General features: G+C 71.7%; 28 protein-coding genes. 22 read left to right on the top strand and 6 right to left on the bottom strand.

The window, feature by feature from the left end:
• The first annotated feature begins 60 nt into the window (after positions 1-60).
• The 8 genes from ACZ5NW_RS09270 to ACZ5NW_RS09235 all read left to right on the top strand — a co-directional run bounded on the left by ACZ5NW_RS09270 (position 61) and on the right by ACZ5NW_RS09235 (position 6,620).
• Positions 61-780, top strand: a complete 720-nt coding sequence (locus ACZ5NW_RS09270; protein WP_468743170.1) for a helix-turn-helix transcriptional regulator — start codon at positions 61-63, stop codon at positions 778-780.
• Positions 777-2,198: a Fe-S cluster assembly protein SufB gene (sufB, locus tag ACZ5NW_RS09265; RefSeq protein WP_386574061.1), complete on the top strand. Its 1,422-nt coding sequence runs from the start codon at positions 777-779 to the stop codon at positions 2,196-2,198. Before ACZ5NW_RS09270 ends, sufB begins: the two co-directional genes overlap by 4 nt.
• 80 nt (positions 2,199-2,278) lie before the next feature.
• Positions 2,279-3,463: a Fe-S cluster assembly protein SufD gene (gene sufD / locus ACZ5NW_RS09260; RefSeq protein WP_468743169.1), complete on the top strand. Its 1,185-nt coding sequence runs from the start codon at positions 2,279-2,281 to the stop codon at positions 3,461-3,463.
• Positions 3,460-3,780, top strand: a complete 321-nt coding sequence (locus ACZ5NW_RS09255) for a bifunctional 3-phenylpropionate/cinnamic acid dioxygenase ferredoxin subunit (RefSeq protein ID WP_468743168.1) — start codon at positions 3,460-3,462, stop codon at positions 3,778-3,780. The genes sufD and ACZ5NW_RS09255 overlap by 4 nt, the downstream gene beginning before the upstream one ends.
• A 7-nt stretch (positions 3,781-3,787) precedes the next feature.
• On the top strand, positions 3,788-4,552 hold the full coding sequence (gene sufC, locus ACZ5NW_RS09250; protein ID WP_468743167.1) for a Fe-S cluster assembly ATPase SufC: 765 nt from the start codon (positions 3,788-3,790) through the stop codon (positions 4,550-4,552).
• Positions 4,549-5,805 (top strand): cysteine desulfurase, encoded by a 1,257-nt coding sequence (locus ACZ5NW_RS09245; RefSeq protein ID WP_468743166.1) that lies wholly within the window; start codon positions 4,549-4,551, stop codon positions 5,803-5,805. The genes sufC and ACZ5NW_RS09245 overlap by 4 nt, the downstream gene beginning before the upstream one ends.
• A gap of 18 nt (positions 5,806-5,823) precedes the next feature.
• Entirely contained in the window at positions 5,824-6,291 is a 468-nt protein-coding gene (gene sufU, locus ACZ5NW_RS09240) for a Fe-S cluster assembly sulfur transfer protein SufU (RefSeq protein WP_468743165.1), read from the top strand.
• Complete coding sequence (locus ACZ5NW_RS09235; protein WP_131569140.1) at positions 6,288-6,620, top strand: metal-sulfur cluster assembly factor; 333 nt, start codon at positions 6,288-6,290, stop codon at positions 6,618-6,620. Before sufU ends, ACZ5NW_RS09235 begins: the two co-directional genes overlap by 4 nt.
• A gap of 86 nt (positions 6,621-6,706) precedes the next feature.
• On the opposite strand, the gene ACZ5NW_RS09230 is transcribed toward ACZ5NW_RS09235, so the two are convergent.
• On the bottom strand, positions 6,707-7,531 hold the full coding sequence (locus ACZ5NW_RS09230; RefSeq protein WP_468743164.1) for an AbfB domain-containing protein: 825 nt from the start codon (positions 7,529-7,531) through the stop codon (positions 6,707-6,709).
• Positions 7,532-7,728: 197 nt separating this feature from the next.
• On the opposite strand from ACZ5NW_RS09230, the gene ACZ5NW_RS09225 reads away from it, so the two are divergent.
• Positions 7,729-8,049 carry a DMT family transporter gene (locus tag ACZ5NW_RS09225; RefSeq protein WP_468743163.1) on the top strand — a complete coding sequence of 107 codons (321 nt, stop codon included), beginning with the start codon at positions 7,729-7,731 and terminating at the stop codon, positions 8,047-8,049.
• Entirely contained in the window at positions 8,049-8,600 is a 552-nt protein-coding gene (locus tag ACZ5NW_RS09220) for a TetR/AcrR family transcriptional regulator (protein WP_468743162.1), read from the top strand. The genes ACZ5NW_RS09225 and ACZ5NW_RS09220 overlap by 1 nt, the downstream gene beginning before the upstream one ends.
• On the opposite strand, the gene ACZ5NW_RS09215 is transcribed toward ACZ5NW_RS09220, so the two are convergent.
• A complete protein-coding gene (locus ACZ5NW_RS09215; protein ID WP_468743161.1) occupies positions 8,575-9,462 on the bottom strand; it encodes a winged helix-turn-helix transcriptional regulator in 888 nt (295 codons plus the stop codon). The two genes, ACZ5NW_RS09220 and ACZ5NW_RS09215, sit on opposite strands and share 26 nt — an antisense overlap.
• A 129-nt stretch (positions 9,463-9,591) precedes the next feature.
• Between ACZ5NW_RS09215 and ACZ5NW_RS09210 the strand changes: the two genes are divergently transcribed.
• Positions 9,592-10,872: an MFS transporter gene (locus ACZ5NW_RS09210; protein ID WP_468743160.1), complete on the top strand. Its 1,281-nt coding sequence runs from the start codon at positions 9,592-9,594 to the stop codon at positions 10,870-10,872.
• A 495-nt stretch (positions 10,873-11,367) separates the two neighbouring features.
• Positions 11,368-12,357, top strand: a complete 990-nt coding sequence (dapD, locus tag ACZ5NW_RS09205) for a 2,3,4,5-tetrahydropyridine-2,6-dicarboxylate N-succinyltransferase (RefSeq protein WP_468743159.1) — start codon at positions 11,368-11,370, stop codon at positions 12,355-12,357.
• A 55-nt stretch (positions 12,358-12,412) separates the two neighbouring features.
• Here the strand turns inward: dapD and ACZ5NW_RS09200 are convergent, their stop codons facing one another.
• Together ACZ5NW_RS09200 and dapA are read right to left on the bottom strand one after the other, a co-directional pair.
• Entirely contained in the window at positions 12,413-12,928 is a 516-nt protein-coding gene (locus ACZ5NW_RS09200) for an HAD domain-containing protein (RefSeq protein ID WP_468743158.1), read from the bottom strand.
• Positions 12,929-12,979: 51 nt separating this feature from the next.
• Complete coding sequence (gene dapA / locus ACZ5NW_RS09195) at positions 12,980-13,876, bottom strand: 4-hydroxy-tetrahydrodipicolinate synthase (RefSeq protein ID WP_468743157.1); 897 nt, start codon at positions 13,874-13,876, stop codon at positions 12,980-12,982.
• A gap of 196 nt (positions 13,877-14,072) precedes the next feature.
• Here dapA and ACZ5NW_RS09190 point away from each other — a divergent pair, with 196 nt between their 5' ends.
• From ACZ5NW_RS09190 to ACZ5NW_RS09170, 5 genes are all read left to right on the top strand, one after another.
• Positions 14,073-14,210, top strand: a complete 138-nt coding sequence (locus ACZ5NW_RS09190; protein ID WP_468743156.1) for a hypothetical protein — start codon at positions 14,073-14,075, stop codon at positions 14,208-14,210.
• Positions 14,207-14,875 carry a hypothetical protein gene (locus ACZ5NW_RS09185; RefSeq protein ID WP_468743155.1) on the top strand — a complete coding sequence of 223 codons (669 nt, stop codon included), beginning with the start codon at positions 14,207-14,209 and terminating at the stop codon, positions 14,873-14,875. Before ACZ5NW_RS09190 ends, ACZ5NW_RS09185 begins: the two co-directional genes overlap by 4 nt.
• Positions 14,876-15,080: 205 nt before the next feature.
• A complete protein-coding gene (locus ACZ5NW_RS09180) occupies positions 15,081-15,776 on the top strand; it encodes an antibiotic biosynthesis monooxygenase (RefSeq protein WP_468743154.1) in 696 nt (231 codons plus the stop codon).
• 92 nt (positions 15,777-15,868) lie between these two features.
• The gene (locus ACZ5NW_RS09175) at positions 15,869-16,465 is read left to right on the top strand and encodes an ArsR/SmtB family transcription factor (protein ID WP_468743153.1); all 597 of its coding nucleotides are present in this window, start codon (positions 15,869-15,871) and stop codon (positions 16,463-16,465) included.
• 15 nt (positions 16,466-16,480) lie between these two features.
• Positions 16,481-17,215, top strand: a complete 735-nt coding sequence (locus ACZ5NW_RS09170; protein ID WP_468743152.1) for an SRPBCC family protein — start codon at positions 16,481-16,483, stop codon at positions 17,213-17,215.
• Between the two features lie 13 nt (positions 17,216-17,228).
• Here the strand turns inward: ACZ5NW_RS09170 and ACZ5NW_RS09165 are convergent, their stop codons facing one another.
• Complete coding sequence (locus tag ACZ5NW_RS09165; protein ID WP_468743855.1) at positions 17,229-19,055, bottom strand: endonuclease/exonuclease/phosphatase family protein; 1,827 nt, start codon at positions 19,053-19,055, stop codon at positions 17,229-17,231.
• A 274-nt stretch (positions 19,056-19,329) separates the two neighbouring features.
• Here ACZ5NW_RS09165 and ACZ5NW_RS09160 point away from each other — a divergent pair, with 274 nt between their 5' ends.
• The 4 genes from ACZ5NW_RS09160 to ACZ5NW_RS09145 all read left to right on the top strand — a co-directional run bounded on the left by ACZ5NW_RS09160 (position 19,330) and on the right by ACZ5NW_RS09145 (position 24,361).
• Positions 19,330-20,757 carry a hypothetical protein gene (locus ACZ5NW_RS09160; protein WP_468743151.1) on the top strand — a complete coding sequence of 476 codons (1,428 nt, stop codon included), beginning with the start codon at positions 19,330-19,332 and terminating at the stop codon, positions 20,755-20,757.
• A 364-nt stretch (positions 20,758-21,121) separates the two neighbouring features.
• The gene (locus tag ACZ5NW_RS09155; protein ID WP_468743150.1) at positions 21,122-22,564 is read left to right on the top strand and encodes an alkaline phosphatase PhoX; all 1,443 of its coding nucleotides are present in this window, start codon (positions 21,122-21,124) and stop codon (positions 22,562-22,564) included.
• A 118-nt stretch (positions 22,565-22,682) separates the two neighbouring features.
• Positions 22,683-23,330 (top strand): GntR family transcriptional regulator, encoded by a 648-nt coding sequence (locus ACZ5NW_RS09150; protein WP_468743149.1) that lies wholly within the window; start codon positions 22,683-22,685, stop codon positions 23,328-23,330.
• Positions 23,331-23,344: 14 nt separating this feature from the next.
• Positions 23,345-24,361 (top strand): 1-aminocyclopropane-1-carboxylate deaminase, encoded by a 1,017-nt coding sequence (locus ACZ5NW_RS09145; protein WP_468743148.1) that lies wholly within the window; start codon positions 23,345-23,347, stop codon positions 24,359-24,361.
• A 4-nt stretch (positions 24,362-24,365) separates the two neighbouring features.
• Here ACZ5NW_RS09145 and ACZ5NW_RS09140 read toward each other — a convergent pair whose 3' ends face one another.
• Complete coding sequence (locus ACZ5NW_RS09140; protein ID WP_468743147.1) at positions 24,366-25,793, bottom strand: MFS transporter; 1,428 nt, start codon at positions 25,791-25,793, stop codon at positions 24,366-24,368.
• A gap of 162 nt (positions 25,794-25,955) precedes the next feature.
• On the opposite strand from ACZ5NW_RS09140, the gene ACZ5NW_RS09135 reads away from it, so the two are divergent.
• Positions 25,956-26,531, top strand: a complete 576-nt coding sequence (locus ACZ5NW_RS09135; RefSeq protein ID WP_468743146.1) for a TetR/AcrR family transcriptional regulator — start codon at positions 25,956-25,958, stop codon at positions 26,529-26,531.
• The last annotated feature ends 21 nt before the right edge of the window (positions 26,532-26,552 follow it).

Below are 26,552 nucleotides of genomic sequence, written 5' to 3'. Positions count from 1 at the left end.
ACCGTCCGGGGGTCCGGACGCGGCTTGCCCGCGTCTGAGGAATTACGCAACAATGGCGTTGTGAAAAACGTCGGCGAGGCCCCCGAGGAACTCGCGACCCGGGAGCGGGGCACCCGCAACCGCGTCGCGCGCTCCATCCTGGACCACGGGCCGTCGACCGTCGCCGAGCTGGCCGCCCGGCTGGGCCTGACCCAGGCCGCCGTCCGCCGCCACCTGGACGCACTGACCGCCGACGACGTCGTGGAGGCACGCGAGCAGCGGGTGTACGGCGCCCGGACCCGTGGCCGCCCCGCCAAGGTCTTCGCGCTCACCGACTGCGGCCGCGACGCCTTCGATCAGTCGTACGACAAGCTCGCCGCGGACGCCCTGCGCTGGATCGCCGAGCGCGAGGGCGGCCAGGAGGCCATCGCCGCCTTCGCCCGCGCCCGCATCGCCGCCCAGTCGGGCACGTACCGCAAGGCCATCGACGGCGTGGCCCCCGAGAAGCGCGCCGAAGCCCTGGCCAAGGCCCTGACCGCCGACGGGTACGCTGCTACGGCGCGGAGCGCCCCCGTGGGTGAGCAGCTGTGTCAGCACCACTGCCCGGTCGCCCATGTCGCCGAGCAGTTCCCGCAGCTGTGCGAGGCCGAGACGGAATTTTTCGCGGAGCTGCTCGGTACACATGTACAGCGGCTGGCGACGATCGCGCACGGTGACGGCGTGTGCACGACGTTCATCCCCAAGATTTCCCCCAATTCCACTGACGCATCTGCAAGCACGGCCGGGAGGAACCCCGCATGACTCTCCCCACGGAGACTGCCCACCCCGAACTCGAGGGTCTGGGCAAGTACGAATACGGCTGGGCCGACTCCGACGAGGCCGGTGCCTCTGCGAAGCGTGGCCTGAACGAGGACGTGGTCCGGGACATCTCGGCGAAGAAGTCCGAGCCGGAGTGGATGACCAAGCTCCGCCTCAAGGGCCTGCGCCTGTTCGAGAAGAAGCCCATGCCGAACTGGGGCTCGGACCTGTCGGGCATCGACTTCGACAACATCAAGTACTTCGTGCGCTCCACGGAGAAGCAGGCGGAGTCCTGGGAGGACCTGCCCGAGGACATCAAGAACACCTACGACAAGCTGGGCATCCCGGAGGCCGAGAAGCAGCGCCTGGTCGCCGGTGTCGCCGCGCAGTACGAGTCGGAGGTCGTCTACCACCAGATCCGCGAGGACCTGGAGGAGCAGGGCGTCATCTTCCTGGACACCGACACCGCGCTGAAGGAGCACCCGGAGCTCTTCAAGGAGTACTTCGGCACGGTCATCCCGGTCGGTGACAACAAGTTCGCCTCCCTGAACACCGCCGTGTGGTCGGGCGGCTCCTTCATCTACGTCCCGCCGGGCGTCCACGTGGAGATCCCGCTCCAGGCCTACTTCCGCATCAACACGGAGAACATGGGCCAGTTCGAGCGGACCCTGATCATCGTCGACGAGGGTGCCTACGTGCACTACGTCGAGGGCTGTACGGCCCCGATCTACAAGTCGGACTCGCTGCACTCCGCGGTCGTCGAGATCATCGTCAAGAAGAACGCCCGCTGCCGCTACACGACCATCCAGAACTGGTCGAACAACGTCTACAACCTGGTCACCAAGCGCGCCGTCGCCTACGAGGGCGCGACCATGGAGTGGATCGACGGCAACATCGGCTCCAAGGTGACGATGAAGTACCCGGCCGTCTACCTGATGGGCGAGCACGCCAAGGGCGAGACCCTCTCCATCGCCTTCGCGGGCGAGGGCCAGCACCAGGACGCCGGCTCCAAGATGGTCCACATGGCGCCGAACACGTCGTCCAACATCGTCTCGAAGTCCGTGGCGCGCGGTGGCGGCCGTACGTCCTACCGCGGTCTGGTCGAGATCGGCGAGGGCGCCCACGGCTCCAAGTCGAACGTGCTGTGCGACGCGCTGCTCGTCGACACCATCTCCCGCTCCGACACGTACCCCTACGTGGACGTCCGCGAGGACGACGTGTCCATGGGCCACGAGGCGACCGTCTCCAAGGTCTCCGAGGACCAGCTCTTCTACCTGATGAGCCGCGGTCTGACCGAGTTCGAGGCGATGGCGATGATCGTGCGCGGCTTCGTCGAGCCCATCGCCAAGGAGCTGCCCATGGAGTACGCCCTCGAGCTCAACCGGCTGATCGAGCTCCAGATGGAGGGTGCGGTCGGTTAACACCGGCCCGGTGGGCCGACACCGGCCCACGCCCCCGTCGTAAGTCTTACAAGCGTCAGGAAGAGAGCAAACCGACAGCCATGGCTGAGGCTCAGAACATCCCGGTGGGGTCCACCACCGCCGGCTCGATCGCGGTCGCCGCCGAGTCGACCGTCGCCACGCGCATGAGCGCGCCCCCGTCCTTCGACGTGGCGGACTTCCCGGTCCCGCACGGCCGCGAGGAGGAGTGGCGGTTCACCCCGCTGGAGCGCCTGCGCGGGCTGCACGACGGCACCGCCGTCGCCACCGGCGAGGGCCTGAAGGTCGACGTCCAGGCCCCCGAGGGCGTCACCGTCGAGACCGTCGGCCGGGACGACGCGCGCCTCGGCAAGGCGGGCACCCCGGTGGACCGCGTCGCCGCCCAGGCGTACTCCGCGTTCGAGAAGGCCGGTGTCATCACCGTCCCCAAGGAGACGGTCCTCACCGAGCCCATCCGGATCGCCGTGCACGGCGAGGGCGGCACCGCCTTCGCCCACCAGGTGATCGAGCTGGGCGCCTTCGCCGAGGCCGTCGTCGTCATCGACCACACCGGTGACGCCGTCCTCGCCGCCAACGTCGACTACCTCCTGGGCGACGGCGCCAAGCTGACCGTCGTCTCCGTCCAGGACTGGGACGACAAGGCCGTGCACGTGGCGCAGCACAACGCGCTCCTCGGCCGCGACGCCTCCTTCAAGTCCGTGGTCGTCACCTTCGGCGGCGACGTCGTACGCCTGCACCCGCGCGTCACCTACGCGGGCACCGGCGGCGAGGCCGAGCTGTTCGGTCTGTACTTCACCGACGCCGGTCAGCACCAGGAGCACCGCCTCCTCGTCGACCACAACGCCCCGCACTGCAAGTCCAACGTCGTCTACAAGGGCGCGCTCCAGGGCGACGACGCGCACGCCGTGTGGATCGGCGACGTGCTGATCGAGGCCAAGGCCGAGGGCACCGACACCTACGAGATGAACCGCAACCTGGTCCTCACGGACGGCGCGCGCGTCGACTCGGTGCCGAACCTGGAGATCGAGACCGGCGAGATCGTCGGTGCCGGCCACGCCTCCGCCACCGGCCGCTTCGACGACGAGCAGCTCTTCTACCTGATGGCCCGCGGCATCCCGCAGCACGAGGCCCGCCGCCTCGTCGTCCGCGGCTTCTTCGCCGAGCTGGTCCAGCAGATCGGCGTCGACGACATCGAGGAGCGCCTCCTCGCCAAGATCGAAGAGGAGCTGGAGGCGTCGGTCGCATGACAGCCTTCGTCCGCGCGTGCGCGCTGAGCGAGCTGGAGGAGGACACCCCGAAGCGGGTGGAACTCGACGGCACGCCGGTGTCCATCGTGCACACCGAGGGCGAGGTGTTCGCGATCCACGACATCTGCTCCCACGCGAACGTCTCGCTCTCCGAGGGCGAGGTGGAGGACTGCCAGATCGAGTGCTGGCTGCACGGCTCCAGCTTCGACCTCCGCACCGGCAAGCCGTCCGGCCTTCCCGCGACGCGCCCCGTCCCCGTATACCCCGTAAAGATCGAAGGGGACGACGTGCTCGTCTCCCTCACCCAGGAGTCCTGAGGCATCCATGGCAACGCTTGAAATCCGAGACCTGCACGTCACCGTCGAGGCCGACAACGCCACGAAGGAGATCCTCAAGGGCGTCGACCTCACCGTGAAGCAGGGCGAGACGCACGCCATCATGGGCCCCAACGGCTCCGGCAAGTCGACCCTCGCCTACTCCCTCGCGGGTCACCCGAAGTACACGATCACCGGCGGCACCGTGCTGCTCGACGGCGAGGACGTCCTGGAGATGTCCGTCGACGAGCGTGCCCGCGCGGGCCTGTTCCTGGCGATGCAGTACCCGGTCGAGGTTCCCGGCGTCTCGGTCTCCAACTTCCTGCGCACCTCCGCCACCGCCGTCCGCGGCGAGGCCCCCAAGCTGCGCACCTGGGTGAAGGAGGTCAAGGAGGCCATGGAGCGCCTCAACATGGACCCCTCCTTCGCCGAGCGCAACGTCAACGAGGGCTTCTCCGGCGGTGAGAAGAAGCGCCACGAGATCCTCCAGCTCGAACTGCTCAAGCCGAAGGTCGCGATCCTCGACGAGACGGACTCCGGTCTGGACGTCGACGCCCTTCGCATCGTCTCCGAGGGCGTCAACCGCGTCCGCGAGACCGGCGAGGTCGGCACCCTGCTGATCACGCACTACACGCGCATCCTGCGCTACATCAAGCCCGACCACGTCCACGTGTTCGCCGCCGGCCGCATCGTCGAGTCCGGTGGCCCCGAGCTCGCCGACAAGCTGGAGAACGAGGGCTACGAGGCTTACACGAAGGGCGGCGCATCCGAGTGACGCAACTGCCGGGCCTCCTCGACACCGAGGCGATCCGCAAGGACTTCCCCGTCCTGGAACGCCTGATCCACGACGGCAAGAAGCTCGTGTACCTGGACAACGCGGCGACCTCGCAGAAGCCGCGCCAGGTACTGGACGCCCTGAGCGAGTACTACGAGCGCTACAACGCCAACGTCCACCGCGGTGTGCATGTGCTCGCCGAGGAGGCCACGGCACTGTACGAGGGCGCGCGCGACAAGGTCGCCGACTTCATCAACGCGCCCAGCCGCGACGAGGTGATCTTCACCAAGAACGCCTCGGAGTCGCTGAACCTCGTCGCGAACATGCTGGGCTGGGCCGACGAGCCCTACCGCGTGGACCGTGAGACCGAGATCGTCATCACGGAGATGGAGCACCACTCCAACATCGTTCCCTGGCAGCTGCTGGCGCAGCGCACGGGCGCGAAGCTGAAGTGGTTCGGCCTGACCGACGACGGCCGTCTCGACCTGTCCAACATCGACGAGATCATCACCGAGAAGACGAAGATCGTCTCCTTCGTGCTGGTGTCGAACATCCTGGGCACGGTCAACCCGGTCGAGGCGATAGTGCGCCGCGCGCAGGAGGTCGGCGCGCTGGTCTGCATCGACGCCTCGCAGGCCGCGCCGCACATGCCGCTGGACGTGCAGGCCCTCCAGGCCGACTTCGTGGCCTTCACCGGCCACAAGATGTGCGGCCCGACCGGCATCGGCGTGCTGTGGGGCCGCCAGGAGCTGCTGGAGGACCTTCCTCCGTTCCTCGGCGGCGGCGAGATGATCGAGACGGTGTCGATGCACTCCTCGACGTACGCCCCGGCGCCGCACAAGTTCGAGGCGGGCACCCCGCCGGTCGCGCAGGCCGTCGGTCTGGGCGCGGCGATCGACTACCTCAACGCGATCGGCATGGACAGGATCCTCGCCCATGAGCACGCGCTGACGGAGTACGCGGTCCAGCGCCTGACGCAGATCCCGGACCTCAGGATCATCGGCCCGACCACGGCCGAGGACCGGGGCGCGGCGATCTCCTTCACGCTGGGCGACATCCACCCGCACGACGTGGGCCAGGTCCTCGACGAGCAGGGCATCGCGGTCCGGGTCGGCCACCACTGCGCGCGGCCGGTCTGCCTGCGGTACGGAATTCCTGCGACCACGCGAGCGTCGTTCTATCTGTACTCCACGCCGGCCGAGATCGACGCACTGGTCGAGGGGCTGGAGCACGTACGGAACTTCTTCGGCTGAAGGGCGTGAGCTGAGACCGTGAAGCTGGATTCGATGTACCAGGAAGTCATCCTGGACCACTACAAGCACCCGCACGGGCGTGGTCTTCGGGATGGCGACGCCGAGGTGCACCACGTGAACCCGACGTGCGGCGACGAGATCACCCTCCGAGTGAAGTACGACGGCACGAAGATCGAGGACGTCTCGTACGAGGGCCAGGGCTGCTCCATCAGCCAGGCCTCGGCCTCGGTGCTGAACGACCTCCTGGTGGGCAAGGACGTCTCCGAGGCGCAGAAGATCCAGGAGACCTTCCTGGAGCTGATGCAGTCCAAGGGGAAGATCGAGCCCGACGACGCGATGGAGGAGGTCCTGGAGGACGCGGTCGCGTTCGCCGGTGTCTCCAAGTACCCGGCCCGGGTCAAGTGCGCCCTCCTCAGCTGGATGGCGTGGAAGGACGCGACGGCCCAGGCTCTGGACGGGGCCGACGCCGAAAGGAAGACGGCATGAGCGACACCGTGGAGATGAAGCCGGCCTCGGAGGAGGAGCTCCGCGAGGCCCTGATGGACGTGGTCGACCCCGAGCTGGGCATCGATGTCGTCAACCTCGGCCTGATCTACGGCATCCACGTCGACGACGCGAACATCGCGACCGTCGACATGACGCTGACCTCGGCGGCCTGCCCGCTGACGGACGTCATCGAGGACCAGGCCAAGTCCGCGACGGACGGCCTCGTCAGCGAACTCCGCATCAACTGGGTGTGGATGCCGCCGTGGGGCCCGGACAAGATCACGGACGACGGCCGCGAGCAGCTGCGGGCGCTGGGCTTCAACGTCTGAGCTTCAGCGTCTGGGCTTCACCGTTTGAGCGGACGCATGACAGTGGCCCCCGGCGATCACGCCGGGGGCCACTGGTGTGTCCGGGGTCAGTGTCCTCGCGCCGCCACGAAGCGGAACGAGGAGTCCGCGAGGTAGAGGGCGGTGTTCTGGTACCGGTCGAGCTTCAGCTGGAAGTTCGCGTGGCGCAGGAAACGGCCGGGGTAGTTCGCCGATTCCAGCATGACCGCGCCGGAGTACGCGGAGGGGCGGGGGCAGAAGGTGGCGTCCTGCTGGAAGAGGCGCGAGCCGTCGTTGTGCTCGGAGCGCAGGACGAACTCGCTGTGCCGGAGGTATCCGCCGTCGGCGGTGGCGAAGGAGTAACAGCCCGCGTCGGCCAGGCCCTTGACCGCGGTGAACACGGAGGCGGTCGGGTCGAGCCGCACCACGCCACCGCTGACGTGCCAGTAGCGGTCGGGGTAGTTGACCGACTGGACCGATCGGTCGGCGGAAGCGTGTCCGGGGTGCGCGGGGGGCTTGGGGCCCGGTGCGGACGACGCCGAGGCGGACGCGGACGGGCCGGGGGTCGCTCCGCCCTGCGGGCTCGGGGAGGCGGAGGCGGAGGGGGACGCGGGGGGCGCCGAGGAGGGGACCGCGGTCCCGCCGGCGGCCGCGCTGCCCGTGGGGGTGGGGAAGGAGATCAGGCCGGGTCCGGACCGGGTGCCGGCCTGCGGTGCGTCCTGCCGCGCGGTGTCCGACGATCCGTCAGGACGCGGGTCGTTGACGGCTATTGCCGTCAGACAGGCGACCACGGTGGCTATCGCGAGCGTGCCCGCGAGCCAGAGGCGCCGGGTGCCGGGGGCTCGGGACGTGTCCGGGGTCCAGCCGTTCTCCCAAGGTCTGTCCTGAGAGGGCCGGGTCTGGTTTTTTGGCATGCGCTGTTCCTCCAGCGGCGCGCATGACGGCGGCCGCGGCTGCGAAGGCCCGGTGTATGAACGGTGAAACACTAGAGGAAGCTGTTACTCCGAGGTAGCCGTTTCGGTGAGCGGTTTCTATAACGCTTCGGTCGACCAACTCCCCCCGCACGACTGGTGTGTACGGGCGTACGCACCTCATGTGTACGCTCGTACACATGGGATATCTGACGCTCGCCGGAGCCATCGCCGCCGAGGTGGCCGCGACCACCGCCATGAAGTACAGCGACGGCTTCAGCAGACTGTGGCCCTCGGCGCTGACCGCCGTGGGCTATGTCGTCTCCTTCGCGCTGCTCGCCCAGACCCTGAAGTCGGTGTCGATCGGCACCGCTTACGCGATCTGGTCCGGCGTCGGCACGGCGACCATCGCCGTCATCGGCCTGACGCTCTTCGGGGAGGGGCTGGGGCCGGCGAAGATCGGCGGGATCGTGCTGATCGTCGGGGGAGTGGTCGTACTGAACCTGGGAGGCGCCCACTGATGGCCCGGCGCTACGACCCCGAGCGGCGCCGGCGGATCATCGACGCGGCGATCCGGGTGGTGGGGGAGAAAGGCCTTGCCGGGCTGAGCCATCGCAGTGTCGCCGCCGAGGCGGATGTGCCGCTCGGCTCCACGACGTACCACTTCGCGACGCTCGACGAGCTGATGGTGGCCGCGCTGCGGCAGGCGAACGAGGGCTTCGACAGCCTGATCGCGGCGCGCGGCGGCCTCGGGGATACGCAGGTGGACCTGGCGGCCGAGCTGGCGGCGCTGCTCGGCGAGTGGCTCGGCGGCGAACGGACCGGGGTGGAGCTGGAGTACGAGCTGTATCTCGCCGCGCTGCGCCGCCCCGCGCTGCGGCCGGTCGCCGCCGAATGGGCCCAGGGGCTCGCCGACCGGCTCGCCCGCCGCACCGATCCGACGACCGCGCGCGCCCTGGTCGCCCTGATGGACGGCATCTGCCTCCAGGTGCTGCTGACGGACGTGCCCTACGACGCGGCGTACGCCCGGCGGATGCTGGGCCGGATCATCCGCCCGATCCCAGACGCCTGACCGTGTCCAGCGCCGCCCGCACGCTCCCCGCGACATCCGTCACCGGATACTGCACGTCCCGGACCGTGCGGTCCCGGTCGACGATCAGCGTCAGCCGCTTCAGCTTGTTCATGCCCGCCGCACGGAAGGTCGGCAGGCGCAGGGCGGCGATCAGGGACAGCTCGGCGTCCGAGAGCAGAGTGAAGCCGAGCCACTCCTTCTCCGCGAACGCCCTCTGCTCGTCGGGCCGTTGGGTGGAGACGCCGTGGACGGTGGCACCGGCCGCGGTGAACTCCGGCAGATGGTCGCGGTAGGTGCAGGACTCCAAGGTGCAGCCCGTGGTGCCCGGGATGTCCGACCAGCCCGGCGGATAGGCGTCCGGGCGGGCGTAGGCGCCGGGGAAGCAGTACACGACGGTGAACGGGGTGTCCTCGCTGACCGGATCGCACGGCCGGCCCTCGTGGTTCAGCAGGCGCAGCTCCGGGACGGAGGTGCCGATCAGCTCGTGCACGCGCTGGGCCTCGGCGGAGGCCTCCGTCGCCGTGGCCGTGGGGCCGCCGTCGCCCAGCACCCAGGCGTCCCCCCAGTCCTGAAGGGCGATCAGGACGGGGAGCAGGGCGCGGCCGCGCTCGGTGAGGCGGTACTCGTGGCGGACCGGGCGGTCCTGGTACGGCACCCGGGTGAGCACGTCGGCCTCGACGAGCAGCCGCAGCCGTTCGGTCAACACCTTGCGGGACACGCCGAGTTCCCTCTGGAGCTCGTCGAAGCGGTGCACCCCGCGGGCGGTGTCGCGCACGATCAGCAGCGTCCACCAGTCGCCCACGACGTCCAGCGCCTGCGCGATGGCGCAGGTGGAGTCCTCCAGGCTCGTCCTGCGTGCCATGTGTCGCCCCTCCCGCCTTCCTGCGCTTCGTCCCGCTCTTCCGCCGTGCCGGTTGACCCCGAGGCTGTCATGTTGGCACAGTGAGTTCCCAAAGGAAACTCACTCGAACACGGGGGCGGGGTCGGACGGGTGCGAGCGCTGAGGGATGTGCCGCGGGCGGTGTGGCTGCTGGCGGGCGGCATGTTCGCCAACATGATGGTGAGCGTCTGCTTCGCCTATCTCTTCCTCTACCTGACCGGGCCCCGCGGCCTGGACACCGGCGCGGCCGGGCTGCTCGCCGGGCTCGGCGGGGTGGGGCTGGTCGCCGGGAACTTCACCGGCGGGTGGTACGGGGACCGGTTCGGACACCGGCGGGTGCTGCTCGCCGCGGCCACCGTCTCGGGGCTGCTCCTCGTGTCCGTGCCGCTGATGCCGACGGCGGCGCTCTACGCCGTCCTGCCGCTCGCCCAGTACGCGTCCGGGGTGCAGCGGGCGGCCAACTCGGCGCTGGTCGCGGTGATCGTGCCGGAGGGGGCGCGGCGGCAGGCGTTCGCTGTGGTGCGGGCGGCGGCGAACGGCGGGTTCACGGTCGGCCCGGTGCTCGGGGCGTACATCGCCACCCGCTTCTCGTACGACTGGCTGTACGTGGGGGAGGGCGTCGCCGGGGTGGCGCTGGCCGGATGGGTGGCCCGGGTGATCCCGGCGGGCGCGGGGGCGCGCAAGAGGGTGGCGCGGGCCGGTGCGGGTGCCGGTGGCGGTCGTGCGGATCGCCGGGGCGAGGGGCTGTGGGCGGCGCTGCGGGCCCGGCCAGCCGTCCTCGTGCTGCTCGTCGCGATCCTGCTCGTCGACATCGTCTACCGGCAGCAGTACACGACCTTCCCCGTCTTCCTCGCCGATCACGGCCAGGACGCCCGCGTGTACGGCGCCCTGCTCGCGATCAACGGCGGAGTGCTGCTCTGCCTGGAGCTGCCGGCCGCGCTCGCCCTGCGCCGCAGGTCGCCGCTGCACATCGTGGGGACCGGGCTGCTGCTCGTCGGCGCCGGGTACGGGGCGCTCGTCCTCGGGGCGGGGGTGGGTACGGCGGTCCTGACCATGTCGCTGCTGACCCTCGGGGAGCTGCTGTACAAGACGACCGCCACGGCGTACGTCGCCGACCAGGCGCCGGAGCACGCGCAGGGGCGGTTCCAGTCGCTGTACGCCGGGGTGTCGATCAGCGGGGTGGTGCTGGCCGCGCCGCTGGGCGGGGCGGTGTACGAGGCGGCGCCCGGGATCCTGTGGCCGGTGTGCGCGGGCGTGGGGCTGGTCGCGGGCTGCGCGGTGCTCGGCGCCGCGGCGGGCCACCTGGGGGCTCCGCCCCCAGCCCCCCACCCGCCCACCGCCCCACCCGTCCCGGTCGGCCACGAGGCGAACGCCTCCACCGGGCCGGCGTAACCGCCTCACCCGGCTCCAGGAGCCGGGAGATGACGGACGGGACGGCGTCCGAGGCGACGGGCAGGGCCACGGGCGGGCGCCGAGCCCCCCGGTGGGCTCCGCCCGCCGACCGGCACCTGAGACGCACCTCGGCGGGTTGGCCCCCCACGGCCTCGGCCGCGACCGGCACCTGAGGCGCGCCTCGGCGGGTTGGCCCCCCACGGTCCCGGCCGCGACCGGCACCTGAGACGCGCCCCCGGCGGGTTGGCCCCCCACGGTCCCGGCCGCGACCGGCACCTGAGACGCGCCCCCGGCGGGTTGGCTCCCCACGGCCTCGGCCGCGACCGGCACCTGGGGCGCGCCTCGGCGGGTTGGCTCCCCACGGTCCCGGCCGCGACCGGCACCTGAGACGCGCCCCCGGCGGGTTGGCCCCCACGGCGCCGGCCCGCGACCGGCACCTGAGACGCGCCCCCGGCGGGTTGGCCCCCACTGCCCCCCGGCGGTTAGGTTTCCCTCATGACCGACACGACTGCACCTCGCACCACCGGGGCGGTGGCCGCCGGCCTCGCCACCCTCGCCTCCGACGGCACCGTTCTCGACACCTGGTTCCCCGCCCCCGAGCTCACCGCCGAGCCCGGACCGTCCGGCACCGAGCGGCTGTCCGCCGAGCGGGCCGTGGAACTGCTCGGCGAGGGTGCCGCCAAGGCGATCGGTCCGGACGCCCGCCGGGGCGTCGAGGTGGTCGCGGTCCGCACGGTCATCGCCTCCCTCGACGACAAGCCGATCGACGCGCACGACGTCTACCTGCGGCTGCACCTGCTCTCCCACCGCCTGGTCAAGCCGCACGGCCAGAGCCTGGACGGCATCTTCGGCCACCTCGCCAACGTCGCCTGGACCTCGCTCGGCCCGGTCGCCGTGGACGACGTCGAGACGGTGCGGCTGAACGCCCGCGCCGAGGGCCTGCACCTCCAGGTGACCTCGATCGACAAGTTCCCGCGCATGACGGACTACGTGGCCCCGAAGGGCGTCCGCATCGCCGACGCCGACCGGGTCCGCCTGGGCGCGCACCTCGCCGAGGGCACCACGGTCATGCACGAGGGCTTTATCAACTTCAACGCCGGCACGCTCGGCACGTCGATGGTCGAGGGCCGCATCTCGGCCGGTGTCGTGGTCGGCGACGGCTCGGACATCGGCGGCGGCGCCTCCACGATGGGCACGCTCTCCGGCGGCGGCAACGTCATCATCTCGATCGGCGAGCGCTGCCTGATCGGCGCCGAGGCGGGCGTCGGCATCGCGCTCGGCGACGAGTGCGTGGTCGAGGCCGGCCTCTACATCACCGCGGGCACCCGCGTCACCATGCCCGACGGCCAGATCGTCAAGGCCCGCGAGCTGTCCGGCGCCTCCAACATCCTCTTCCGCCGCAACTCGGTCACCGGCACGGTCGAGGCCCGCCCGAACAACGCGGTCTGGGGCGGCCTGAACGAGATCCTGCACAGCCACAACTGAGCGGCCCGCCGGACCCCCGGGCGCCCCCTCCCGTCGGCCGGGAGGGGGCGCCCGCTCATGTCCCGAGGCCGGCCGCGAACTCCCTGAGGGTCGTGAAGTCCGGCTCCCGCAGGCCGATCCGGGGGTTCACCCGGAGCAGGAGGGCGGCGCCGGGGTGGTGCCGGGTCACGTCCGCCTCGTCGACGGGGGAGTGCTCGTCGTCCACCCAGGCGAAGGCCCGCCCCGCCGCGTACGCGACCAACGCCTCCGTCTTCCAGTGCAGCCCACCGGGCCGCTCCGCGAACAGACGGTCGCCGAAGTCGACGTAGGGCAGCTCGGGCAGTCCGACGACCGGCGCGATCCACTGGTTGGCCTGGGCCATCCAGGTCGTCGCCCAGCACAGCTCGTAGGGGAGGCCGAGCAGGACGGGGCCGTGCCCGGGGTTCAGCCACACCCGCAGCGGCCGGCCCGGCCGCACCGAGGCGCGGATCGTCGTGTACCCCTCGGGCCGGCGCTCGCGCTGCGCGGCGTACGGATTGAGCGGCCCGTCGACGTCCAGGAAGAGCAGCGGCCGGTCGGCGGAGGGTGACATGGGGTCACCGTACGCGGGTGCGCGGCGCCCGTACCCGGATTTTCGCAGGGCTCAGACCAGGCGGTCGTACGCCTCGCGCAGGGCCTGTGTCGTCGTGCGGTCGGCGGGGCGCAGGGGGCGGCGCACCGGGCCCGAGGGGAGGCCGAGGTCGGTCAGCAGGGCCTTGGCGGTGACCGTGCCGGGGAGGCCCGAGGCCATCATCGACTCGATGAGTTCCATCGCCCGTCGCTGGGCGCGGGCGGCCCCGACCGTGTCGCCCGCGTCGAACGCGTCCAGGATCGCCCGGAGCGGGCGGGGGGCGGCGTTGGCGACCGTGCTCACATAGCCCGTCGCGCCCACGGCGTACAGGGCGAGGATCTGCTCGTCGCAGCCCGCGTAGTACGCCAACTCGGTGCGGGCCAGGACCTTCTGGGTGCCGAGCAGGTCGTAGGAGCAGTCCTTGACCGCCACGATCCGGGGGTGCTCGGCGAGGCGCAGCATCGTCTCCGGCTCGATGCGCGTGCCGGTGCGGCCCGGGATGTCGTAGAGCATGACCGGCACTCCGCAGCCGTCCGCCACCTCGCGGAAGTGCTCGGCGAGGGCGTCCTGCGGAGGCCTGCTGTAGTACGGCGAGACCACCAGCACCCCGTCCGCGCCCGCCTTCTCGGCGGCCAGGGCCAGTTCCACCGTGTGCCGGGTGTCGGCCGTCCCCACGCCCGCGACCAGCGGCACGCCGTCGCCGACCGCCGCGCGCACCGCATGGATCAGCTCGGCCTTCTCCTCGTCCGTCGTGGTCGGCGACTCGCCCGTCGTGCCGGACAGGACCAGTCCGTCGCAGCCCTGCGCCACCAGCCGGTCGGCGAGCCGCTGCGCCCCGTCAAGGTCGAGCCCGCCCGCCTCGGTGAAGGGCGTGATCATGGCGCAGAGGGCGCGGCCGAAGGGCGGGCGAGGGGAGCGTGCGTTCGTCATGGACGCCAGTCTCGGCAACTCCAGCGTGAAGCTCTACTTAAATCTTCTACGGGGTATTGGTAAGTATCGCTGCGATACGTGTCGTGGGCTCCCGCTGCCCGACGGCCGAGGTCCTCTGTCCAAAAGGGGCGTCATGGGTCACCATGGCCAGGATCCCCCGCCCACGGCAGGGCGCCCGACCCGTCAGGGAGGCACCATGAAGCTCGGCAAGGCACTGGCCACCGGCGTCGCGGAGGAGCGGCCGGAGAGCGCCGACGACACACGCGAACTGCCCGAGGAGATCGGGATCCAGGACCCGACCCCCGTGCCGGAAGAGGCCCCGGCCGTCCGATGAGGCTGCGGCTGCCGCGCGAGCGCCCCGCGGAGCCGCCCACCGGCTACAAGATCGCTCACCCGGTGCTGTCCCGGGACGGCACCCGGGCGGCCTTCACGGGGGTGTCGCTGGGCGGCGCACTGCCCTACGGCGTGGTGGCCGACGCGTCCTGCGTGTACGGCCTGCGGCACCGGCCCCCGCACCGGCGCTGCGACTGCGGTTTCCACTGCGTGCACGACCGCGCGGCCGCCGAGGCGCTGCTGTGCACCGCCGAACACCGCGACGCCGTCCTCCTCGACGTCACCGTCCTCGGCGCCTACATCCGTTTCGAGCGGGGCTTCCGCAGCGCCCGCCAGCGGGTGCGTACGGCGACCGTGGGTCCCTGCGCCTGCGGGGCGCCGGCCGTCGCGCTGGCCGACGCCGGCTGGGGACGCCCCGGCTGGATCGCCCTCGCGCCCGCCTGCGCGCGCTGCGTCGGGGCCCGTACGTCCGTCTCGCTCGCCTCCTTCGCCCGGCTGGCCGGGGACGGCCTGCGGGTCGTGGCCGCGCCGAGGACGATTCCGCCGGTCGCGGCCCCCGCCGAGCTGGGCGTGCCCGAACTCGCCGCCGAGGCCGCCCTGTTGCAGGCCAGGCTGGACTGGTTCCAGACCCAGCTGGGACACCTCGGCGGCAACGCCCGCGACTAGGCGGCCGCCCCCTGACCGAAACGGACGCACGCCCTCTGGCCGAAACCCCGGCACCCCCACCGCCACCTCGACGCGCGCCCACAGGCGGACGCACGCCCCCTGGCCGAAACCCGGCGCCCCCACCGGTACCTCCTTGACCTCAACCTCGCTGGAGGTTGAACGCTGATCGGCGCAGCCCGTCCGCACCGATCCGAAGGAGGCCGGCATGACCCGCCGCACCCCTGACCACCCCGACCTCACCGACCCCCGCGCCGACGCCGCCCTCTTCAGCACCTGGCGCCTCGGGACCCCCGAACGGCAGCGGGCGGCGGTCGAGGCCGTCGCCGCCTCCTGGGAACGCCGGCCCTGGCCCACCGGCGACCTGCTCTCCTACCACCTCTACACCGGCCTGGACGGCTCCACCCTGCTGCACCACTCGCAGTGGACGAGCGAGCAGGCGTACGGCTCCTATGTGAAGACGCACCGCCAGGAGCGCGTCGACGAGGTCGACACCGCCGTGCCCGGGATCGAGCGGCTGTGGCTCGGCCGTTACCGGCCCTACCGCGGCTTCCACGCCCGCGACAGCCGCGTCCCGGGATGCGTCGTGATCGTCGACATCGAGTTCGACGGCCCCGACCCCGAGCGGCAGCGGGACTGGGTCGACGCCGTCCTGAAGGCCCTGGAGACCCACCCGGACCCGCACCCCGGCGGCATCTCCGCCCAGTTCCACCTCAGCACCGACGGCACCAGGGTCCTCAACTACGCCGGCTGGGAGAGCGCCGAGGCCCATATCGAGGCCCTCAAGCCCGGCGTCGGCATCGGCGCGGCCACCCCCGAGTGGGAACGCGTGCAGACCTGGCCGGGCCTGAAGGGCACCGCCATCAGTCGCTACCAGCACACCCTCGGCCTCGTCCCCGACTGACCGCGCACGGGCCGACCGGACGGCCGCAAGCCCGACCCTCCGACAATTTCATCCTCCTGGACAAAAAAAGTTTTCGGTGAGACGGTGGACGCATGCTGGACGTCACCGTGATCGAGGACCCCGAGGCGGCCGCCGCCTCCCTGGACCCCATACGGGCGCGGCTGCTGGCCGAGCTGGCGACCGGGCCCGCGTCCGCCGCGATGCTGGCCGGCCAGGTCGGACTGCCCCGGCAGAAGGTGAACTACCACCTCAAGGCCCTGGAGCGGCACGGCCTGGTCGAGCTGGCCGGCGAGCGCCGCAAGGGCAATGTCACCGAGCGGCTGATGCGGGCGACGGCGGCGTCGTACGTCATCTCGCCCCTGGCCCTGGCCGCCGTGCAGCCGGACCCGGACCGCTTCCGCGACCAGCTCTCCGCACGCTGGCTGCTGGCGCTGGGCGCCCGTCTCGTACGGGACGTCGGCTCACTGATCACCGGCGCGGCCAGGGCCCGCAAGGGGCTGGCGACCTACGCGCTGGACGGCGAGGTGCGCTTCGCCTCGGCCGCCGACCGGGCCGCGTTCGTCCAGGAACTGACGGCCGGCGTCACCGCCCTGATCCGCAAGTACGACGCCCCCGACGCCGAGGGCGGGCGCGACCACCGGATCGTCGTGGCCGTCCATCCCACGCTCAAGCAGAACGAGTCGGAGTAAGGCAGGAACCCCACCATGTCCAAGGAATTCGAGATCGCCCGCGAGTTCGAGGTCGACGCCACTCCGGAGGAGGTGTGGGAGGCGATCACCACCGGCACCGGAGGCTATCTCTGGCCGATGGAACCGCCCGAGCCGAAGGTCGGCGGCAAGGGGCCCTTCGGGTCCACGGTCACCGCCTGGGACCCGCCGCACCGCTACACCAACCGCGTCGAGAACGTCGAGGGCATCGCCGAGCAGAGCGCCAACCAGCTCGACTACACCATCGAGCCGCGCGACGAGGGACGCCGCGCCTGGGTGCGCTATGTGCACAGCGGCATCTTCGTCGACGACTGGGACAACCAGTACGACGGCGCCGCCAAGCACACCGACTTCTATCTGCACACCCTGCGCGAGTACCTGGCGCACTTCGCGCCCCGGCCGGCCGCCTTCGCCACCTTCGACGGGCCCGAGGCGTCGAAGGCCCCCGACGCCCTCGCCGTCGTGGCGAGGGCGCTGGGCCTCGGGGAGGACGTGACCGCCGGCACCCGGGTGACGGTCCACGGACCCGACACGTTCGACGCCGTGGTCGACTTCCGCGACGCGTACTTCATCGGGCTGCGCACCGACCGGGGCCTCACCCGCGTCTTCGGGCGCAACCACTGGGGCCACCCGGTCGGCATCTCCCTGCACGACTTCGCGCCGGGCACCGACATCGGCGAGTGCGAGAGGGCCTGGCAGGGCTGGCTGAACGGCGTGTTCAGCCGGCCCTGAACCACCCCGAGCCCTACGGCCTGAAGCGCAGGACCTGCGGGTCGTGGTCGCTGATCTGGTCGTGGAACTCCGAGTTGATGTGCACGCTGTCGTAGTCGAGGTCGCAGCCGCGCCGGATCGAGGGGCTGACCAGGATCTGGTCGAGGACCTGCGCGTTGCCCTGGTAGACGTACGAGTAACGCTCGCTCCTCGGCAGCGACTTGATCGCCGACCACAGCTCGCCGTCGCCCTCCAGGATCTTGGCGGTGTCGGAGAACTCGAAGTCGTTCATGTCGCCGAGCGCGATGACGTCCGCGTTCTTCTGCGTGTCGAGCAGCTCCTTGACGAAGGTGTTGACCGCCGTCGCCTGCGCGTGGCGCTGGATCTCCGAGGTGCGGGTCGGGGGCTGGTACTGCGCGGTCAGACCCTGGTCGCCGCCCTTGGAGTTGAGGTGGTTGGCGATCACGAAGACCGTCTTGCCGCGGAAGACGAACTCGCCGACGAGCGGCTTGCGGCTGGTCGTCCAGGCCGCGTTCGTCGGGTCGATCCGGCCGGGCGAGACGGTCAGGGCGGCCTTGCCGCGCACCTTGGTGACGCCGACGGCGGTCGTGGCGTCGCCGCCCGGGCGGTCGGTGAAGGACACCCGCTCGGGGTTGAACAGGAACACCTGGCGGATGTTGCCGCCCGGCTGGCCGCCGTCGGTGTCGTTGGCCGGGGTGATGGAGCGCCAGTCGTAGCGCGGGCCGCCCGCCGCGACGATCGCGTCGATCAGCTTGTTCACCGTCACATCGGCGGCGGTCGTACCGTCGTCCGTGGCGCCGTTGTTGTCCTGGATCTCCTCCAGGGACACGATGTCCGGCGACTGGAGGTTGTTCACGATCGCGGCGGCGTGCTGGTCGAACGTGGCGTCGGACGGGTCGAGGTTCTCGACGTTGTACGTCGCCACCGCCAGCTCGCGGCTGCTCTGCTTACGGGTCGTCTCCCGCTCCGGACCGGCGCTGTCCAGGGTGCCGATCCGGTTGGCGACGAGGGTGTAGCCGCCGAACTGGTTGTAGTCCAGCGGGCCGGTCGTGGCGCCCTCCAGGACGTCGCCGACGTTCGCGGCCGGGAAGTCGGCGGTCTTGCCCAGCGTCTGGATCTGGAGCCGGCCGCCGTTCTGGGCGGTGTAGGAGCCGTAGACCGTGCCGCCGCGCAGGTTCGGGTGCTCGTCCGGCTTCACCGTCACCCACAGCTCGGTGTACGGGTCGGAGGCGCCCACCACGCGGGTGTCGGCGACCTCGACGTTCATGCCCTCCAGGGACTCGTAGTAGTCCAGGGCGTAGTCGGCGGGCCGCAGCGTGAGGCCGTTGACCGAGCCGCCCGCCGCGGTGTCGCCGTCCGGGGCGTAGGCGTCCGGTACGGAGTCCGCGTCGACGACCGTGGCGGCCGGTACCGCGTTGCCGCTGGACAGCACCGTGACCACCGGCTTGGTCAGCTCCGTCACCGACTGGTTGCCGGAGGTGGCGCCGCCGGGCACGTACTCCGAGACCGTGGCGGTGACCGTGACGGAGTCGCCGACCGCGACCTTCGGGGTGGAGCTGGTGAAGACGAAGACGCCCTCGCTGGTCGCCGGGTCGGCGTCCGGGTTCGGATCCTGGATCCAGAAGCCCTTGGACGAGCCGTAGGTGCGCACACCGGTGACGATTCCGGCCACATCCGCGACCTTCTGGCCCGCGTACGGGGATATCCGGGTCGTGCCCTGGATGTCGTGGATGCGCACCGAGTCCGCGTGCGCGGGGGAGGTGAGGACGACGGTGGAGGCCGCGGAACAGACGGCGGCGACGGTGAGCGCGGCGACGCGCGCGGACTTCTTGCTCGGCAAGGGGATCCCTCCGGGGACGTACAGAAGCGCCGGGACGAGGGCGGTGACGGTGTACGGCTGACATGTGCGTGACACGCGTAGAACCGAGTGAACAGTTGTCCCCCCATTTCTACGCGCGTCAATCTCCTGCGTGATCACAGCAGTTGTCAAGGTTTCGGCCATGTACGAGACCTGTCCGAGAGATGAACCGGGCGGCATGGGTGGAAATCCGTCTAGGCTGAGCGGTTGAGCCGTGATGTGTACGGCTCCCAAGGCGCCCTAGGAGAAACGGCCGATGTCAGACAGCTCCCCCCTGCCGCCGGCGCGGCTGACCTCCGAAGCGGAGCTGGCGCGCGACGCGCTGTCCACCCCCCTGCTCGCCCGGGCCGCACGGCTCGCCCGCTGGGCCGGACCGCAGACCCGGGTGGACGCCGGCGGCGGACTGGCCGAGGACCAGCTGCCCGCCGCCGCCGAGATCCTCGGCCTGACCGGCGACGACGCCGCCGCCTACGCCAGCGAGGCCTGGCGGATCGCCGTCGACGCCGGACTCGTCGAGATCGTCGACGAGGAGGCCGGCACCGTCACCGCCGGCGAGGACCTCGCCCTGCTCACCGGCGGCACCCCGCACGACGTCCTCGCCATCTGGCAGTCCGCCCTGGAGGCCGTGCTCGCCGACGCGAGCGTGCCCGACCTCGACGACCTGGTCGACGCCCTCGACGAGGGCGGCTCGATCGGCCTCTCCGAGCTCGACTGGGACCCCGAGGCCGAGGGGGAGTTCCTCGACGGCGTCCTCGGCAACCTCTACCTGCTCACCGTCAGCGAGGACGGACCCGGCGACAGCCCGGTGCCGCTGCCCGCCCTCGCCGCCTCCATGATCGTCCCCGGCGACATGGGCGAGCCCACCAACGACGTCCTCGAACAGGTCTCCGACGCCATGATGCGCCTGGACGACCAGTTCCGGCTGCTGGAGCCCATCGGGCTCGTCGCGTACCAGCCCGTCGACGAGGCGCTCATGGCCGACGCCGACGAGGAACCCGCCGCCGCCGTCGACGACACCGACGTCACCCGCTACGGCATGGTCCGCCTCACCCCGCTCGGCCTGCACGGCCTGCGGGTACGGCTGCTGGAGGCCGGCTTCGAGGCACCCGCGGTCGGCGAACTCGCCGACAAGGGCGCCGACGCCCTGCTCGACGGCACCGCCCACTACGGCTCGTCCGCCGCGCTCGCCGAGACCGAACAGTGGCTCGCACGGCGCGAACCCGTCGCCGCCGCGCGGGAGTTGCTCGCCGCCGCCCGCGGCTCCGACGCCGGGGCGCCGCTCAGGCGGCTGCGCTGCCAGCAGGCCCTGTCGCTGGTCGGGGCGCCCGCCGAGCCCGCGCTGCGGGAGGTGCTCGACGACGCCGAACTGGGCGGACTCGCCCGCGTGTGGCTGACCGAGCAGGGCGCCGCCGACGTCCCCGCCCCCTCGCAGGACCTGGTGTTCTGGCTGACCATCGACACGCTCGCCGCACAGCTGGCCGCCGAGGGGAACTCCGAGGAACTGCTGGCCCTGGTGGAGGGACTGGCCGCCCAGCACGACGGGTTCTTCGCGGCCGCCTGGCGGGTCGGACACCCCGCCACCGCGGACGTCCTCGAAGCGATGGGGCGGCTGCACCCGGACAAGAAGGTCGCCAAGGAAGCGCGGAAGGCGGCGTTCAAGGCGCGGTCGCAGCAGGGCGGTTGACGCCGGTCGGTGGGGGCGGGTCCGTCGGCGGTCGATGTCGGTCGGTGGGCGCGGGTTCGTTGGGGGTTGACGTCGGCCGGTGGGGGCGGGTCCGTCGGCGGTCGATGTCGGTCGGTGGGGGCTGGTCCGTCGGCGGTCGACGTCGGTCGGTGGGCGCGGGTTCGTTGGCGGTTGACGCCGGTCGGCAGGGGCGGGTTCGTCGGCGGTCGACGTCGGTCGGTGGGCGCGGGTTCGTTGTGGCTTGTCGCGCCGTTCCCCGCGCGCCTGGGGTGTTGTTCAACTGGTGTTCAAAGACGGGCGGGACCGTGGCGGCCGCACCAGTCGCCCGCCACCCCCCATGGCACCCACTCTCCCAGGAGACACCATGTCGCTCAGCCGGCGGGACTTCGCCAGAAAGTCCGCCATCACCGGTGCCGGGGTTGCCCTCGCGGGCAGCGTCGGCGCCCTCGCCACCGCGCCCAACGCCCTCGCCTCCACGGACGCGGAGACCTACGCGGACGGGCTCGCGGTCGGCCACGACAGCGTCGGCTACGGACCGCTGATCCCGGACCCTGACGGCATCCTCGCGCTCCCCGCCGGATTCACGTACGAGATCATCACGTACAGCGGCAGGACCAAGCTGGAGTCCGGCGAGTTCACCCCGTCCAACCACGACGGCACGGCCACCTTCTGCGGCCCGCGCGGTACGACCCTCCTCGTCAACAACCACGAGCTCAAGGGCCCGCGCGCCAACTGGCCGTACCCCGTACCGCTCACCGAGGGCCTCGTCTACGACCCGGCCGCCGCCGGTGGCTGCACGGTCGTCGAGGTGCGCCACGGCCATGTCGCCGAGTGGGTCGGCATCGCGGGCACCTCCACCAACTGCGCGGGCGGCAGCACCCCGTGGGGCACCTGGCTCACCTGCGAGGAGACCGAGGACAAGGCCGGCAAGAACGGCATGACCAAGGACCACGGCTACGTCTTCGAGGTCGACCCCGAGGACCGCCGGGCCAACCGCGACCCCCAGCCGATCAAGGCTCTCGGCCGCTACGCCCACGAGGCCGTCGTCATCGACCCCAAGCGCGGCCACGCCTACCTCACCGAGGACGCCGCCAACCCCAACGGCCTGCTCTACCGCTGGACCCCGCCCGCCGGTTTCACGCACGGCCGCGGCAAGCTGCGCGCCCTCCCCGACGACGCGGGCGTCCTCCAGGCCGTCAAGTGCTTCGACTCCGCGGGCCAGTTCGTCGACGACCTCTCCCGCGCCACGAAGATCGGCACCGTGTACGGCGCCGACTGGGTCGACGTCCCCGACCGCGACGCGAAGACGGTGTCGGTCCGCAAGCAGTTCGCCACCGGCCAGATCACCCGCGCCCGCAAGCTGGAGGGCATGTGGTGGGGCGACGGCGGGGCGTACATCGTCTCCTCCTTCGCCCGTGAGGAGAGCCCCGTCCAGCACGACGGCCAGGTCTGGTTCTACGACCCGAACCGCCGCACCCTCACCCTGAAGGTGCTGCTCGGCGTCAACCCCGACCCGTCCGCCGACGGCGCCTTCGACGGCCCCGACAACATCACCGTCTCCCCCTACGGCGGCCTCGTCATCGCCGAGGACGGCGAGGGCGTCCAGCACCTGTTCGGCGCCACCGACAGCGGCCGCACCTACCCGATCGCCCGCAACGAGCTGAACATCGGCACCGCGGAGGAGCCCGAGTACAGCGAGTTCACCGGCGTCACCTTCTCCCCCGACGGCAAGACGCTCTACGCCAACATCCAGACCCCGGGCATCATGCTGGCGATCAGGGGGCCGTGGAAGCGGCAGAAGCGGTAATCGATTCGGCGACCGGCACACCATGCGCGGCCCGCACCCGTACGGAGGGTGTGGGCCGCACCCCTTTCCCGCCGCACCCCTTTCCCCGGACCCCGACTGACATCTAACATTTCAGTTCATGGAGGCCCTACGACCCCTCGGCCGCACCCTGCTCAGGGACCGCGCCTACGCGGCCATCCGGGACGCCATCGTCGCCGGGGAGATCCCGCCCGGGGCGGTGGTCCGGGACGGCGAGCTCGCCGAGCGGCTGGGGCTGTCCCGGGCGCCCGTGCGGGAGGCGTTCTCGCGGCTGGTCGACGAGGGGCTGCTGGAGAGCAAGCCGCAGAGCTACACCCGCGTCACCCCGCTGGTCACCGCCGACGTGCGGGACGCGGCCGCGGTGGTCGGGGCGATGCACGAGCTGGTGACCCGGGTGGCGGTGCCCCGGCTGACGGCCGCCGACACGGAGATCATGCGCGCGGCCAACGAGCGCTTCGCCTCCGCCGTACGCACCGGCGACGTGGACGCCGCCCTGCGCGCGGACGACGAGCTGCACGACGTCCTCGTCCGGGTGAGCGGCAACCGCGCGGCCGCCGCCACCGTCGCCCGGTACACCCCCCTCATCCGCCGCCTGGAGCGGCGCCGCTTCGGCGAGGGCGGCAGCTGCCGCTCGGCCGGGCTGCACGAGCGCCTGATCGAGGCATGCGCGGCCGGCGACACGGACGAGGCCGTCGGCGTCACCGCGGAGATCTGGCGGAGCCTCACCGACCTCGCCGACGGCACCTGACCCAGGGAGGACCCATGTCCCTCGCCTCGTACGACCGTTACCCCCTCCTCTTCGGCCCCTCTCCCGTGCATCCGCTCGACCGGCTGACCGCGCACCTCGGCGGCGCCGCGCTCTGGGCCAAGCGGGAGGACTGCAACTCCGGGATCGCCTATGGCGGGAACAAGACGCGCAAGCTGGAGTACCTGGTCGCCGACGCCCTCGCGCAGGGCTGCGACACGCTCGTGTCGATCGGCGGTGTGCAGTCCAACCACACCCGCCAGGTCGCCGCCGTCGCCGCCCGCGTCGGCCTCAAGTGCGTGCTTGTGCAGGAGAGTTGGGTGGACTGGCCCGACGCGGTGTACGACAAGGTCGGCAATATCCTGATCAGCCGTCTCGCCGGGGCCGACGTACGGCTGGTGAAGGCCGGGTTCGGGATCGGGTTCAAGGAGAGCTGGGAGCAGGCGCTGCGGGAGGTCGAGGAGGCGGGCGGCAAGCCGTACGCCATCCCGGCCGGGGCGTCCGACCATCCGCTCGGCGGGCTCGGCTTCGCCGGATGGGCCTACGAGGTGGCCGAGCAGGAGCGGGAGGCGGGCGTCTTCTTCGACACCGTGATCGTCTGCTCGGTGACCGGCTCCACGCAGGCCGGCATGGTCGCCGGGTTCGCCGCGCTGGAGGAGGCGGGCGGCCGGCCCCGGCGGGTGATCGGCGTCGACGCCTCGGCCAAGCCCGCCGAGACCCGGACGCAGATCGCCCGGATCGCCCAGCGCACCGGACAACTCATCGGTGTCAAACGGGAGTTGACCGAGGCGGATGTCGAACTCGACGAGCGGTACCACGCGGGGACGTACGGTGTCCCCGACGCCTCAACCCTGGAGGCGATGCGGCTCGCCGCACGCACCGAGGGCATGGTCACCGACCCCGTCTACGAGGGGAAGTCGATGGCCGGGATGATCGACCTCGTCGCACGCGGCGAGATCGACCGCGGCTCGACCGTGCTCTACGCCCACCTCGGCGGCCAGCCCGCGCTGAACGCGTACAGCGCCCTCTTCTGAGTGCCTAGGCGGCCGCCCGCTCCTCCTTCCGTCCGCTGATCGCCACCGCCGCCACCAGTACCGCGGTGAGGGAGATCAGCGCGCCGGCCCCGAAGGCGTGGGCGGCGCCGTGGGTGAGCACGGTGTCGGCGGTGCCGGTGGTGTGCCGGGTGGCGGTGCCGTAGACCGTGACCAGCACGGACAGGCCGACCGTGCCGCCGAGCCACTGGAGGGTCTGGAGCAGACCGGAGGCCGCGCCGGCGTCGTGCGGGCGCACCCGGGCGAGGACCGTGGCGTTGAGCGGCATCAGCGCGAGGCCGATGCCGACGCCGACGAGCAGCAGGGGGCCGAGCAGTCCGGTCGCGTAGCCGTCGCCGGGCCGCAGCCGCCACAGCCAGGCGCCGGCGGCGGTCATCAGGGTCAGTCCGGTGAGGGCGAGCGGCCGGGCGCCGAGGCGGGCGAGCAGCCTCGGCACGGCCCGTACGGTCGTGAACATCACTACCGTCATCGGCAGGAAGGCGAATCCGGTGCGCAACGGGCTGTAGTGCAGGGCCTGCTGACTGACGAGGGTGAGGAAGTAGAAGGCGCCGAACATGCCGGCCGGGAGCAGCAGGACGACGGCGTACGCGCCCGCCCGCGCGCGGTCGGCGAGCAGTCGCGGCGGCACGATCGGCTGGTCGGCTCGCGACTCGACGAGGGCGAACGCGGCGAGCAGCACCGCCGCCGCGCCGAAGCCGGTCAGGGCCCGGGCGTCGCCCCAGCCCTCCTCGGAGACCCGGATGAGGGCGTACACCAGCGAGGTCGTCCCGGCGGTCCCGGTCAGCGCGCCGGCCGCGTCGAACCGGCCGGTGTGGCGCGGGGTCTCGGCGACGAAGCGGGGCAGCGCGAGCGCGACGGCGGCCCCGATGGGCACGTTGATCAGCAAGGACCAGCGCCAGGAGGCCCAGGAGGTGAGCATCCCGCCGAGCACGAGGCCGACGGAGGCGCCGATGCCGGCCATGGAGGAGAACACGCCGAGGGCGTGATGGCGGCGCGGTCCCTCGGGGAAGCTGGTGGTGATCAGGGCGAGGGTGCTGGGCGCGATGAGCGCGGCGCCGACGCCCTGGAGCGCGCGGGCGGCGAGCAGCCATCCGCCGTCGCCCGCGAGCCCGCCCAGCAGGGAGGAGATGGCGAAGAGCAGGACGCCGGCGGTGAGCGTGCGGCGGCGGCCGAGGAGGTCTCCGGCGCGGCCGCCGAGGAGCAGCAGGCCGCCGAAGGCGAGGGTGTAGGCGTTGAGCACCCAGGCCAGACCGGTGGCGCTGAAGCCGAGGTCGTGCCGGATGTCGGGGAGGGCCACGTTGACGACGGTGGAGTCGACGCCGACCATCAGGTACGCGGCCACGACGACGAGCAGGACGGCACCGGGCCGCTCGGCGGCGGGCCTGGGTGTCGTTAAGGGTGTGGTGGTGGACATGAGGACGCTCCCTGTCTGGTGTCCCCGCGGGAAGTGATGGAGCATGCGGGCAGCACGAACAGCCCGTGGTCGCGGGCCGGCCGGACCGGATAAGCGGGGACTGTCTCCGGTTAGTGCCCGATAAAATACGGAGAGAGTCCCCGGTTCGCAAGGAGTTACTGGATGACGCAGGTCAAGCCCATGCGCGCGGACGCTCGGCGCAACTACGAGCGCTTGTTGAAGGTGGCGGCCGAGGCCTTCGCCGAGCATGGGGAACGCGCGTCGCTCGACGACATCGCCAAGCGCGCGGGCGTCGGATCCGGCACCCTCTACCGGCACTTCCCGACCCGTCAGGCACTGCTGGAGGCGGCCTACGTCGACCGGATCGAGGCGCTCGCCGGCCGCGCCGACGCCCTGGGAGCCCAACTCCCGCCCGGCGAGGCCCTGATGGAGTGGCTGCACGAACTCTGCGTCGGCACGCTCCAGGTGCGCGGCCTGAAGGCCCTGCTGGGCTCGGCGGTGACCGACGGCAGCTCGGTCGCGGTCACGGCCTGCGGTACGTCGATGAAGGCGGCGGCGACCCGGCTGGTCGAGGCGGCTCAGCGGGAGGGCAGCCTGCGGGCCGACGTGGAGCCGATCGAGGTCCTGCGGCTGGCCCACGCGGTGGCCACGGCGTCGGAGATGGCGAGCGGGGAGGGCAAGGACATCAACCGGTACCTGGCCCTGCTGACCGAGGGTCTGCGGGCTCCGGACGCGTGAGACGGACGGCGGGCGCCCCGC

It is taken from the genome of Streptomyces sp. NPDC032126 (assembly GCF_055580085.1).
This window is presented reverse-complemented; position numbering and strand designations above follow the sequence as displayed.

What these genes read in the sequence shown, in the direction of transcription:
- sufB (WP_386574061.1), top strand. Translation starts at nt 777, where the DNA reads ATGACTCTCCCCACGGAGACTGCCCACCCCGAACTCGAGGGTCTGGGC.
- sufD (WP_468743169.1), top strand. Translation starts at nt 2,279, where the DNA reads ATGGCTGAGGCTCAGAACATCCCGGTGGGGTCCACCACCGCCGGCTCG.
- ACZ5NW_RS09255 (WP_468743168.1), top strand. Translation starts at nt 3,460, where the DNA reads ATGACAGCCTTCGTCCGCGCGTGCGCGCTGAGCGAGCTGGAGGAGGAC.
- sufC (WP_468743167.1), top strand. Translation starts at nt 3,788, where the DNA reads ATGGCAACGCTTGAAATCCGAGACCTGCACGTCACCGTCGAGGCCGAC.
- ACZ5NW_RS09235 (WP_131569140.1), top strand. Translation starts at nt 6,288, where the DNA reads ATGAGCGACACCGTGGAGATGAAGCCGGCCTCGGAGGAGGAGCTCCGC.
- ACZ5NW_RS09230 (WP_468743164.1), bottom strand. Translation starts at nt 7,531, where the DNA reads ATGCCAAAAAACCAGACCCGGCCCTCTCAGGACAGACCTTGGGAGAAC.
- ACZ5NW_RS09225 (WP_468743163.1), top strand. Translation starts at nt 7,729, where the DNA reads ATGGGATATCTGACGCTCGCCGGAGCCATCGCCGCCGAGGTGGCCGCG.
- ACZ5NW_RS09220 (WP_468743162.1), top strand. Translation starts at nt 8,049, where the DNA reads ATGGCCCGGCGCTACGACCCCGAGCGGCGCCGGCGGATCATCGACGCG.
- ACZ5NW_RS09215 (WP_468743161.1), bottom strand. Translation starts at nt 9,462, where the DNA reads ATGGCACGCAGGACGAGCCTGGAGGACTCCACCTGCGCCATCGCGCAG.
- dapD (WP_468743159.1), top strand. Translation starts at nt 11,368, where the DNA reads ATGACCGACACGACTGCACCTCGCACCACCGGGGCGGTGGCCGCCGGC.
- ACZ5NW_RS09200 (WP_468743158.1), bottom strand. Translation starts at nt 12,928, where the DNA reads ATGTCACCCTCCGCCGACCGGCCGCTGCTCTTCCTGGACGTCGACGGG.
- dapA (WP_468743157.1), bottom strand. Translation starts at nt 13,876, where the DNA reads ATGACGAACGCACGCTCCCCTCGCCCGCCCTTCGGCCGCGCCCTCTGC.
- ACZ5NW_RS09190 (WP_468743156.1), top strand. Translation starts at nt 14,073, where the DNA reads ATGAAGCTCGGCAAGGCACTGGCCACCGGCGTCGCGGAGGAGCGGCCG.
- ACZ5NW_RS09185 (WP_468743155.1), top strand. Translation starts at nt 14,207, where the DNA reads ATGAGGCTGCGGCTGCCGCGCGAGCGCCCCGCGGAGCCGCCCACCGGC.
- ACZ5NW_RS09180 (WP_468743154.1), top strand. Translation starts at nt 15,081, where the DNA reads ATGACCCGCCGCACCCCTGACCACCCCGACCTCACCGACCCCCGCGCC.
- ACZ5NW_RS09175 (WP_468743153.1), top strand. Translation starts at nt 15,869, where the DNA reads ATGCTGGACGTCACCGTGATCGAGGACCCCGAGGCGGCCGCCGCCTCC.
- ACZ5NW_RS09170 (WP_468743152.1), top strand. Translation starts at nt 16,481, where the DNA reads ATGTCCAAGGAATTCGAGATCGCCCGCGAGTTCGAGGTCGACGCCACT.
- ACZ5NW_RS09160 (WP_468743151.1), top strand. Translation starts at nt 19,330, where the DNA reads ATGTCAGACAGCTCCCCCCTGCCGCCGGCGCGGCTGACCTCCGAAGCG.
- ACZ5NW_RS09155 (WP_468743150.1), top strand. Translation starts at nt 21,122, where the DNA reads ATGTCGCTCAGCCGGCGGGACTTCGCCAGAAAGTCCGCCATCACCGGT.
- ACZ5NW_RS09150 (WP_468743149.1), top strand. Translation starts at nt 22,683, where the DNA reads ATGGAGGCCCTACGACCCCTCGGCCGCACCCTGCTCAGGGACCGCGCC.
- ACZ5NW_RS09145 (WP_468743148.1), top strand. Translation starts at nt 23,345, where the DNA reads ATGTCCCTCGCCTCGTACGACCGTTACCCCCTCCTCTTCGGCCCCTCT.
- ACZ5NW_RS09140 (WP_468743147.1), bottom strand. Translation starts at nt 25,793, where the DNA reads ATGTCCACCACCACACCCTTAACGACACCCAGGCCCGCCGCCGAGCGG.
- ACZ5NW_RS09135 (WP_468743146.1), top strand. Translation starts at nt 25,956, where the DNA reads ATGACGCAGGTCAAGCCCATGCGCGCGGACGCTCGGCGCAACTACGAG.